This is a genomic window from Nonomuraea recticatena, assembly GCF_039533245.1.
GTDB classification, from domain to species: domain Bacteria; phylum Actinomycetota; class Actinomycetes; order Streptosporangiales; family Streptosporangiaceae; genus Nonomuraea; species Nonomuraea roseola.
Map to the genome: position 1 here is coordinate 1 of NZ_BAAATE010000069.1, position 11,110 is coordinate 11,110.

An 11,110-nucleotide genomic window follows, 5' to 3' on the forward strand; every position below is an offset into this window, starting at 1 on the left:
CGCCGCTGCCCCACGACGCGGGCCTGAAGGACACCGTCTCCCTGCGGCCGGGCGAGGGGGTGGAGATCATCACCCGCTTCGACGGCTACCGCGGCCGTTACCTGTTCCACTGCCACAACGCCGAACACGAGGACATGGCCATGATGGCCAACCTCGAGATCATCTAACACCTGCGCACCATGATCGGCCCTCCTGCTCCTGCCGGGGTGACGCAACTCGTCATGGGCGAGACCCGGCACAAGAACCCCCGCACCGCCATGCGCTAGGTCAAACCTGACGCCCCGCCGCCGTACCCACTGATCAACTGAGTGACGGCTTGCGGAGCTTCAGGAGTTCCGGGCCGTGACGCCGACCCGAGTGGGGGGCCGAGGACTGGGCGCCGTTCCTGCACACCGGTTCCCTGAGCCACGTCACCAGCTCACCCGGCTTCGCGAGCGCCGCCTATGATCATGCAGATGAGCGACATCACCGGCCCGCCGATCGCCCGAGTGGACGTGGTGCGCGACGTCCACCACGGCATCACGCTCGACGATGCCTACCGGTGGATGGAGGTGGACGGCGAGGAGTTCCACCGCTGGCTCGACGGCCAGGCCAGCCATGCCCGTGAGCAGCTGGACGCCCTGCCGCGCCGGGAGGAGCTGCTGACCCGGATCCGCGAGTTGGGCGGCGCGTTCCCGCAGTACTCGAACTTCACGCCGGCGGGCGACAGCATCTTCTACCTGGCGCGCGAACCGGACGCCCGCGTACCCATGCTGATGGTGCGTGAGCCCGAGGGGGCGAGCAGGGTCCTGTTCGACCCGGACACCGTGCCCGGCGAGGCGCACCACGCCATCGACTGGTACGTGCCCTCCCCCGACGGCCGCCACATCGCCTGCGCCGTCTTCCCGTCCGGGTCGGAGGAGAGCACGATCCAGGTCATCGACGCCGGCTCCGGCGCCATCTTGGAGACGATCCCGCCCACGACGCGCTTCGCCTTCCTGAGCTGGCTGGAGGACGGCCGGTCGTTCGTCTACCACCGCTTCCTGGAGCCTCCGGCGGGCGCCCCGCCGGAGGAGCGCCGCCTGGACAGCCGTTCCTTCCTGCACCGGCTGGGCACCGAACCGGCGCAGGACCAGGTGGTGCTGGCGCGCGGGCTCAACCCCCACGTCGAGCTGACCCCGCAGGATCGGCCCTTCCTGGTGGTGCCGCCGCACGGCGAGTGGATGCTGGCGATCGTCTCCCACGGCGCACTCGGCCCCTGGACCAGCGAGCAGTTGAGCGACTGCTCGCTGTACGTGGCGCCACGAGCCGCGCTCGCCGATCCGGTCACCTGCCCGTGGCGGAAGGTAGCGGGCGTGGCGGACGGCGTGACCGCCTTCGCCACCAGCCACGACACCCTCTACCTGGTCTCCCATCGGGACGCTCCCCGCTCCCACGTACTGGCCGTTCCGCTTGCCGTACCGGATCTGTCCCGAGCCCGGGTGGTCGTGCCCGCGGGTGAGCGCGTGGTGGAGGCGGTGCGGGTCGTCGGCGACCGGCTGCTGGTGCGCGATCTCGACGGTGGCGTCCATCGGGTACGGCATGCGCCCCTGTCCGGCGGCGAGCCCGCCGACCTCCCGCTGCCGGTGGAGGGCGCCATCTGGGAGTGGACCACCCACCCGGAACGGCCCGAAGCCCTGCTGCTGGCGGCCGGTTGGACAGAAGCGCCGCGGCTCTACCGCTACGACGGCGAAACCTTCGAGGACACCGGGCTGGCGCCCCGCTCACCGGTCGACTTCGGCGGCGTGCACGCCCGCATCCTGCACGTGCCCGCGAGGGATGGGACACGAATCCCGCTCACCGTCATCCACCGCAAGGACCTGGAGCTGGATGGCGACAACCCGGCCCTGCTCACCGGCTACGGCTCCCATGGGGTCACCGACCTGCCGTGGTTCCGTCCCGAGATGCTCGCCTGGTACGAGCGCGGCGGCGTCTACGCCATGGCACACCTGCGCGGTGGCGGCGCCTACGGCCGGGAGTGGCACGAGGCCGGGCGCGGCCCGCGCAAGGAGGCCACCATCACGGACTTCATCGACTGCGCCGAGCACCTCATCGCCCTGGCCTACACCCGGCCGGGACGGCTGGCGGGCGAGGGCGTCAGCGCCGGCGGCATTCCCACCGGCGGCGCGCTGGTGCGCCGGCCGGAGCTGTGGGCTGCCATGGCGATGCAGGTGCCGACGGTCAACGCCACACGGATCGAGTTCAGCGAGAACGGGCCGATCAACGTGCCGGAGTTCGGCAGCGTCGCCACCTCGGACGGCCTGCGCGGCCTGCTGATCGCCGATGCCTACCTGCGGGTTGAGGACGGCGTGCCGTACCCGGCGGTGCTGCTGACCACCGGACGGCGCGACGCGCGGGTGCCGCCGTGGCAGCCGGCGAAGCTGGCCGCCCGCCTGCAGGCGGCCACGGCCTCCGGCCGGCCGGTGCTGCTGCGTGTCGAGGAGCACGGCGGTCACGGCGCCGGCTCGACCCGAGAGCAGGAACATGCCCTGCTCGCCGATGTGCTGGCCTTCCTGTTGCACGCTTTCGAGGGGTCACGATGAGTACGGCTGAGCAGCGGGCCCTGGGGTCTCCAGATCGAAGCCGCCATTCCCGCCGCGCCCCATCCCACCTGGCAGGCGGACATGGCCGAGCTCGGCTGGCTGCCTCCGGACTCACCGGACACCGAGGGACGCCTGATCCGCCGCTTCCCGACGCTCGCCGCGCAGGAGGCCACGACCGCGGCGCGCCTGCTGACCGGCGCGTTGCGTGCGTACGGCCCGGACTTCTCCGACCTCTGGCACCAGGTGATCTCGCCCAGGGTGCACCTGCTCGGGATCGCCCTGCCTGCCGGCGCCTAGCAGACGGCGGATCACGGGACGGGACGCCGCGACCTCTCGGCCGTGAGCCCACATCGCAGCGGTCGGGTCCGTGCGCTGCGCCCCGAAGAAGGAGCATCACTCCAGGTCACGGCAGGTGACCGGGCTCGGCTCGGAGCGCAGGTTTCGGTCGGGACGATCGGGGATGAGTCCGGCGGTCGCGGTCGTGGTAACGCCCTGCGGCGGCGTTTGCCCAGGTCGGGTTGCTCGCTAACGGCGGGATCTGGTGCGGCGCCACCAATGGCTGGTGGCCCGGCGGAACGGCCGGGCCACCAGCCGGGCTGGGTCAGGTGCCCGGGTCGAAGTCGCCGTCCTCGTTCCACTGCCTGACCACCGTGTAGTACACGCCCGCTAGTGCGCGGCACTCGGGGTTGGCGTGCCGGATCTGCACATCACAGGCCCGGTACATGTCCGCCAGCATGAGCCGGTCAAGCCGCAGCTTCCTGTTGTAGTTCCATTTGCCGATCGCCTTGTAGTTGCGATATCCGAAGTCGTGCCGTGCGCACGAGCTGCGCCAGTCGACGCGCTGGTAGGGAGTCAGCCGCAGCACCGGCCGGTCGACGGCCCACGAGCACAGGTCGTTGCTCCAGTCGAAGTCGTAGCCGTCGTACAGGGTGCCGGCGGGGCTGGGATACACCGACAGCCAGGTGTTCCAGCTGGCCGTGGTGTTCTCGGTGAGGGAGGCCAGGGCCCACTCGGTCGTGGGCAGGATCCGTACGGTCTCCACTCCGGAGTGCGGGCCCTCCCCTGCCATGTTCACGGCCGACACCTTGGCCTGGTACCGGCCGGGCGGCAGATACTTCAGGTCGATGGAGAAATTCGCGATCGGGTACTTGGCCCTGGTCCAGCTGGTGCTGCCGTATGGACGGTAGTACAGCCAGTAGAAGACGTGATGGTTGATGGGACCCGGCAGGACCCAGCTCAGGTGGGCGTACCCGATCCGGGAAGACCCGGTGGGAGTGCTGGGCTGTGGGGGCAGCGAGACCCGAGGGCCCCCGGTGACGGCGGCACTGGGCTGGCTTTCCCCCGCGGCGTTGAGGGCGACGATCCGGAAGTCGTAGTTGTAGCCGTTCCACAGGGGATAGGTGATGGTCGCTTCGTTGGACACCGCCGGGTAGTTCAGCCGGTACCAGGTGCCGGTTCCAGCCGATTTGAACTCCACCCAGTAGAAGTCCTCGGTGGAGTTGCGCGTCCACTGCAGTTCGACGCCGTGGTCCCTGCTCGCGATCGTGAGTCCTGTCGGGCGCGAAGGCGGTGAGGATCCGGGGGCCGCCCTGACCACGTTCGTCGGGGAGCTGGCGCCGGTCTGGTTCTCCGCTACGACGCGGAACTCGTACTCGAAGCCGTTCCACAGCGGCTTGGTCACCCGGTACGTGGTGCCGAGGGTCGGGTACGGCAGGTTGTACCAGGTGCTCTTGCCGACGGAACGGAACTGAACCCAGTAGTAGACGGCAGGGTGGTCCAGGCTGTTCACCCAGGCCAGGTCCACGTAGCCGTTGCCCCTCCCGGTGACCGTCAAATTCGACGGTGGCCGGGGCAGTCCGGCCGCAGCCGCCGCCGCGAGCTTCTTGGTGGGGACGGCCGTCGGGTTGAGCATCGCGGCAGGGCTCGCCGCCGCTGCGGCACCTTGGATGGTGACGCGTACGGGGTCGGAAGGAAGCCCGTCTCCGGCGCTGTTGGTTCCTGTGATCCTGAAGTCGTACTGGTGTCCTGCGGTGAAGGGACCCACGTGCGCCGCGGGGCCCGTCGCCGGGTACTCCAGCCGAGTGTCGGCGCTCTGGCCGGCGGTGATGTCACGGTAGCTGACCCAGTAGAACGCGCCATCGATCGGCGTCCAGGCGAGCTTGACGGTGCCGTCCGCCTGAGCCTGCGCCGTCACGCCGGTGACCTTCGCGGGCTTGGGCGGTTGGGGCTTGGCCTGTACCGTGGCGCTCGCCGTACCCTCGCCCGCCTGGTTGATGCCCGAGACCTTGTATTCATAGGTGTGGCCGTTGGCCAGGCCTTCCAACGAGGCCGACAGCACCGAGGTCGGATAGGGCAGGCGGGTGAACCCGCTCTCCCCTGCCGTGATGTCACGCTGGTAGATCCAGTACATCTGCGCGCCGACGGGTGGTGTCCACGTGAGCTTGACCGTGCCTGAGCCTGCTTCGGCCTTCAGCCCGGTCGGCGCGCCGGGCGGGGTGACCTTCGCGGTGGCGGTGACGACCGCGCCGGCGGGGCCTTCGCCGCCGTCGCCGACCGCCGCGACCTTGAACTCGTAGACGTTGCCATCGTGCAGGTCATTCAGCGTGGCGGTGGTCGCGCCGAAGGGCTGGTGGTAGCGGGAGAACTGCTCGTGCCCGAAGGTGACGTCCCTGCGGTAGACCCAGTAGCTCTTGGCTCGCTCAGCAGCGCTCCATGACAGCTTGATCGAGCCGTCGCTCTGCGGGGTGGCCGTCAGGCCGCTCACGGCTGCCGGTGGCGCCAGCCGCACCGTGGCGGTCGCGACCGCGCTCGGCAGGCCTTCGCCACCGTCGTTGGCGGCGGTCACCTTGAACTCGTAGGCGTGGCCGTTGAACAGTTCGGTGAGGGTGGTGGTCTGGCCGCTCACCGGGAAGGGGTGGCGGGTGAAGCCCGTCGCGCCCGAGGTCACGTCCCGTAGGTGGATCCAGTGGTTCACGGCGCCGCCCGGCGGGGCCGTCCAGGCCAGCTTCACAGAACCGTCGGCCAGCGCGGTCGCGCTGAGGTTCTGCGGCGCGGCGGGTGCCTGGAAGGCAACCTTGGCCTGCACGAGGTTGGACGGCGGGCTTTCGCCCACCTGGTTGTAGGCGGTCACCTTGAACTCGTAGGTATGCCCGATCTGGAGGCCGACGATGGTCCCGGTGACGGCGTAGGGGTCGTCGAGCGGGTGTTCGGTGAAAACGGTCTCGCCCTCGGTGACGTCCCTGCGGTACAGGCGGTAGTTCGTTCCGGGCTCGGACATGGTCCAGGCCACCTTGACTTCGCCCGCCTGGCCCGCCGTCGCCGTGAGCCCGGTGGGCGCCGGCGGTACGGCCAGCCGGCCCGTCGCGCTGGCGGGTGTGGAGGCCGGCCCCTCCGTACCGTTCTGGTTGATGGCCCGGATTTGATAGGCGTAGGTGTGGCCGTCCCTGACGAACGGGTCACCGTACTGCGTGGACGTGGCGGGGTTGCCGGTTCTGGTGAAGTGCGTCTGTCCGAGAGTGAGGTTCTTCTTGTACACCCAGTAGTTGAGGTTGGTACCGCTGGGCGCGCTCCAGGTCAAATGGTTGATACCGTCGCTGCCCGCGCGCACCTTGAGGTTGGTGGGAGCGCCCGGCGCCGGGGTCGGGTCCGACACCTTGGGCGGCCAGGCGACCTCCTTGAACCTGGGCCGGTAGATCCGCACGTCCCGGTAGTGGTCCTCGCCGTTCCAGGCGTTGACGTCGTAGGAAAGGAACAGCTCGCCCGGATCGGCCAGCTCGGGATGGTGACGGCCGACGTAGATGAACTGCGATCTGTTGCTGACCTCGGGCTCGGGGGCCTCGTAGAGGTAGGTGGGCCCGGAGAAGGGACCGGTCGGCGAGTTGGCCGCGTAGGCCACGATCCAGCCGCTGAAGACGTCGTTGTTCTCCTGCGTGACCATGACGTACTGGCTGCCGATCTTGCTGACCGACATGCCCTCGCCCACCCCGCTGTGCAACCTGACCGAGTCGGACTCCCTGTCCGACCAGCCGGATCCCGTCCAGTACTGCCAGGGTCCACCCAGTTCGCCTGCCGGAGCGCGGGCCACGTGCGCGAACTTGGCGCCTTCCGCGTACTCGCTGCCGTAGATGTAGCTGAAGCCGTCCTCTTCCAGAAGAGCCGACCCCCAGCCCATGTCGGCGTTGACCGGGAGCATCCGTACCGAGGAAAGTGTCAGGTCGGGCAGCGTGAACGTGGCCAGGGCGGTGCCCTGCCTGGCGAATCCCAGGGGCGGGTTGTCCTCGGTCTTGATGTACCGGCCGTAGATGACCTTGAGCTGGTTTCCCTCGACGGTGCCGTCGCCGACCCAGAAGAAGTCGTCGGCGTGTTCTGGGGTGTCCACCAGCGCGGTGGGCGCCTGGGCGGTCCCGCCGTGCAGGGTGGGGCCGAGCGTCGTGCCGCTCTGCACGACCATTGAGTTGTTGATGAACGGGGCGTCGCGCGGGCGGGAGAAGTCGGCGTTCACCTCCCCCAGGAAGGTGTCCGCGTAGATCCAGGCGATTCGCCCGTCAGGCAGCGGGATGGTGACGGTGGCGTCGCCGCCGGTCCAGTGCCCGCCCTGGTTGCCGTAGGCGCCCCACATCACGGCCATGTCGGTTGCCGGGATCGTGGCGGCGGCCACCTGGGTGTTCGCGGAGGCCGGCGCGGGTGCCACCACCGGCGCCAGGAGAAGGGCCGTGGACAGGAAGGTCGCTAGTAATCGTCGAATTCTGGGCATGGGGCAGCTCCGGATGGCGTGAATCGGGGGGTACCAGAGGAGGTGAGCGGATCTGAACCAGAGGCTAAGGGATCTTTCCCGTTGACGAGAAGACCTTTGTTCTGTTTTCTCAGGATGTCCGGACAAAACGCCCGTCGTTGACCTTCTCCTCGGGTGAAGCGGCCGGTTCATCGGCACCGGCTGGGGTGAGGAGGAGTGGTGCGACTGCTGGCGGCCGGCCGCGGTGGACGGCGAGCCCGGATACCGGTTCTACGACCCGGCGCAGCTGGAGCGGGCCCGGTTGATCGCCTGGCTTCGGCGGCTGGGCATGTCGTTGGCGCGGATCCGGTGGATCGTGGTCTTGGCCACGACGCGGGTCTCGTCGGCGATCTCCTTGCGCCGTTCGGCGTCGTCCGGAACCGACCGTACGGCCCAGTGCTTCTTGGCCTGGCACGGCCAGATCGTGCATCCGGGCGCAGGGCGTGGCCGGCCATCCCAAGAGCGCATCTGGTGCTGCGCTATATGGATAGCCGACGCCATGGAACCCTCATATGCTCCACTCCCAGGTAACAGCAGCGAACAACACGAAAGCTCCCGGTCTCCAAACATTCAGCCGCTCACCGCTTCGGGTCGTCAGGCGCCGCTCACCCGGGAAGGAGTCTGTGACGAGACCGATCGTGGAAGTGCGCGCAGTAGTGCGGCACCCGTTGTAGTCATATTGCTCTCATCGCCCGGGCCGGCCAATTGAATTCTGAGCACACCAGAATGGCTCACGCCGTAATCAGTGCGGGGGTCCATGTGCCGACCTGAACGAAACGGCCGATTCACCGCACGTCCTCCGAGACGGGCGGTGAGTCGAAAACAAACGGCCGCCACCTTCTTGATGCAAGTATTCCGTTTCTGGAAGGAATAGTTCGATGATCAACCCGTTCCGCATTGACATCCCGCAGGACGAGCTGGATGACCTACGAGACCGGCTCGCCCGTACCCGCTGGAGTGCCGAGATCGGTGGCCAGGGTTGGAGCCGCGGCGTCCCGACCGGCTACCTGCGGCAGCTCGCCGCCTACTGGGCCGACGGCTACGACTGGCGCAAGCACGAGGCCAGGCTGAACGACCTGCCCCAGTTCACCACCGATATCGATGGACAAACCATCCACTTCGCGCATATTCGCTCTCTTGAGGCCGAGGCCACCCCGCTGATGCTCATCCACGGCTGGCCCGGCTCGATCGCCGAGTTCCTGGACGTCATCGGCCCCCTGACCGACCCGCGGTCCTACGGCGGCGCCCCTGACGACGCGTTCCACCTGGTGATCCCCTCTTTGCCCGGGTTCGGCTTCTCCAGCCCGACGTGCGATGCGGGCTGGACGCACGGCCGCATCGCCGGCGCTTTCACCGAGCTGATGCACCGGCTCGGCTACTCCCGCTACGGCGTGCAGGGCGGCGATGTCGGCGCCTTCGTCGCCCCGGCCATGGGCCGCCAAGATTCCGAGCATGTACTCGGCGTGCACGTCAACGCCCTGGTCACCTTCCCGATCGGGGCCGACGGTGAGATGGAAGGCCTGACCGAGTCCGAACAGGAGCGGCTGGCGCGCCTGGAGCACTGGCAGCAGGAACAGAGCGGCTACGACAAGCTCCAAGGCACCCGCCCGCAGACCCTGGGACACGGCCTGAACGACTCCCCAGCCGGTCAGCTCGCCTGGATCGTCGAGAAGTTCAAGGAATGGACCGACAGCGCCGCCGACCTACCTGAAGACGCCGTCAACCGCGACGCCATCCTCACCGACGTCAGCATCTACTGGTTCACACAGACCGGCGCCTCCTCGGCCCACCACTACTACGAGGCCCACCACGACCCCTCGGCCTGGGCGCCACGCGAACCCGGTACCGTGCCCACCGGCGTGGCGGTCTCCCTCACCCAGGACATCGCCATCCGTCGCTTCGCAGAACGCGATCACAATGTCGTGCACTGGACCGAATTCGAGCGCGGTGGACATTTCCTGGCCATGGAACAGCCCGGCCCGTTCGTCGCCGACGTGCGTGAGTTCTTCCGCTCCGTGCGCTGATCGTCCGTACCGCCGCCTCACACCGGTGGCGGCGGTCCGCGAGAACTCCGGGCCATCCGATCTCAGATGATGTCTTCATCGTTGATCTACGGGCTGCGCACAGAGACAAGCATTCCGCCAGGCAGGCAGCTCTTGCCCGTGGGGGTGCTGGTGTAGGGATGCTCCTCCATCGCCGGCGGGACCTTGGCGCCGTCGATGGAGATGCCGAGTGCGACCACGCAGGTGGCCTCGCCAGAGTGCACCCGTCCGCCGTGAACGCGACCAAGTCCAGGGCTTCGATGCTCCGGTGACCGCGGATCAGGGCGGCGAGCTGGGCGTGGTGACGATCTGCCGGGCGTGGGCGTGCAGGATGTGCAGGGCGTCCATCGTGATCTTGAGGCCCGCTTCGGGCACCAAGGGCGTGAACACGGGATCGCAGGTGGCAGTGTCGAAGGCGTCGCCGTCCAGGCGGGACGAGTAGCCGTCCCAGGGTGCTGGCGGCCGGCCGTATGGTGCCGGGTAGGCCAGCTCGGGCGCGCAGGTCTCGCTCGTATCCGGCGATGAACCGGGTGATCTTCGTCAGGGAGGTGGCTCCGCCAATCGACTGGCTCGGACAATCGACGATCATTGGGGTCGTCGATTGTCATCTGCAGCCCTGATTGCGCGGCGAGGTCAGGCGTGAGGCCTCACCGTGACCCGTAAAGGGTGCTGGAGGGCGATCGGCCATATGTCTCCCTGTAGAGGCAGGCAAAGCGGCCCAGATGCGTGAAACCCCAACGCAGGGCCACTTCGGTGACAGTGGTCCGAGTACCTGTCTGGGCGATGCGCACCAGGTCGGCATGGGCGTGCGCCAGTCGCACCTGGCGCAGGTAGGCGAGAGGCGTAGTTTGCAGGTGATTGCGAAAATCGCGTTGCAGGGTGCGGACGCTCACCCTGGCCGCAGTGGCGATGTCTCCTAGAGTGATCGATTCAGCGGCGTGTTCTTCGCAGAAGCGGCGCGCGCGTCGAAGTGCTGCGGGGGTCGCTGGGGCACTGGGGTCACCGATGTCGGCAGAGTAGGTATGGGGCTGTGAGCCGACCAGAGTATGCAGCAAAAACTGCTCGAAATGGTGTTCGGCGAGAGATGAAGCCGCAAAGGGAAACGATTGGCCTGCCGCAGCCGGGCGGGAAAGTGCGGTGAGTACTCGACCCAGGGGGCTCTCATCGATGACTTGCGGCTCGAAGTACATATCCTTTTTCGAGGCATCACCGAGCTGATCCTCAAGGACCCTATCGATGAGCACCTCAGGAATCTGGATGATCACGACATCGTGATCGACGCTCCAGTTCATGTCGATGCGCTGCCGAGGGCCGATGATGGTAAGCGGTGCAGCGACATCCTGGCCCCCGACCATTAGTCGTCCACCACCGATCAGCGGCACATGAATGTTGTAGTACTCGGGCAGCTCTGGTACTTCGACACGGATTTCTGCCCCGTACGCCAGTGTGTGCAAGACGATGTTCCCGCGGTGTAAAAGCCTGTACCGGCCACCGTCTGGATGAGTTCTGATGACCTTGAGGCCGTGCGGCGAGAAGTTCTGCGAGACCTGCACCCGCATTTCCTCTACGTCGCCTCTGAACATCGAGCCGTGCGCGGATGAACCCGGAAGGCTTACCAAGCTCCGTGATCTCACTTCATTGACCCCTTTTCATCCTCCGGCGGCGGGTGCTGATCACGGCATGATCGCGGGTCCGGTGTTCGCCTGATGACGTAGCAGAGCCCCTGGTAGACGGGT

General features: G+C 67.7%; 8 protein-coding genes. 5 read left to right on the forward strand and 3 right to left on the reverse strand.

The features are described from left to right. The first annotated feature begins 23 nt into the window (after positions 1-23). The 3 genes from ABFX50_RS49465 (at position 24) to ABFX50_RS49475 (ending at position 2,858) form a co-directional block, all read left to right on the forward strand. Entirely contained in the window at positions 24-167 is a 144-nt protein-coding gene (locus ABFX50_RS49465) for a multicopper oxidase domain-containing protein (RefSeq protein WP_346158025.1), read from the forward strand. Between the two features lie 288 nt (positions 168-455). Further along, positions 456-2,561, forward strand: a complete 2,106-nt coding sequence (locus ABFX50_RS49470; protein WP_346158008.1) for a prolyl oligopeptidase family serine peptidase — start codon at positions 456-458, stop codon at positions 2,559-2,561. 81 nt (positions 2,562-2,642) lie between these two features. After that, positions 2,643-2,858 carry a hypothetical protein gene (locus tag ABFX50_RS49475; protein WP_346158011.1) on the forward strand — a complete coding sequence of 72 codons (216 nt, stop codon included), beginning with the start codon at positions 2,643-2,645 and terminating at the stop codon, positions 2,856-2,858. Between the two features lie 304 nt (positions 2,859-3,162). Here the strand turns inward: ABFX50_RS49475 and ABFX50_RS49480 are convergent, their stop codons facing one another. Further along, the gene (locus ABFX50_RS49480; protein ID WP_346158015.1) at positions 3,163-7,314 is read right to left on the reverse strand and encodes a phospholipase A2; all 4,152 of its coding nucleotides are present in this window, start codon (positions 7,312-7,314) and stop codon (positions 3,163-3,165) included. A 223-nt stretch (positions 7,315-7,537) separates the two neighbouring features. Here ABFX50_RS49480 and ABFX50_RS51700 point away from each other — a divergent pair, with 223 nt between their 5' ends. Both ABFX50_RS51700 and ABFX50_RS49490 read left to right on the forward strand, forming a co-directional pair. Next, the gene (locus ABFX50_RS51700; protein WP_379504394.1) at positions 7,538-8,041 is read left to right on the forward strand and encodes a MerR family transcriptional regulator; all 504 of its coding nucleotides are present in this window, start codon (positions 7,538-7,540) and stop codon (positions 8,039-8,041) included. A gap of 169 nt (positions 8,042-8,210) precedes the next feature. Beyond that, positions 8,211-9,356, forward strand: coding sequence for an epoxide hydrolase family protein (locus tag ABFX50_RS49490; protein WP_346158019.1), 1,146 nt, complete (start codon positions 8,211-8,213; stop codon positions 9,354-9,356). An 86-nt stretch (positions 9,357-9,442) separates the two neighbouring features. On the opposite strand, the gene ABFX50_RS49495 is transcribed toward ABFX50_RS49490, so the two are convergent. Beyond that, positions 9,443-9,598, reverse strand: a complete 156-nt coding sequence (locus ABFX50_RS49495) for a hypothetical protein (RefSeq protein WP_346158022.1) — start codon at positions 9,596-9,598, stop codon at positions 9,443-9,445. 423 nt (positions 9,599-10,021) lie between these two features. Further along, a complete protein-coding gene (locus ABFX50_RS49500) occupies positions 10,022-10,927 on the reverse strand; it encodes an AraC family transcriptional regulator (protein ID WP_346158024.1) in 906 nt (301 codons plus the stop codon). Positions 10,928-11,110: the final 183 nt, after the last annotated feature.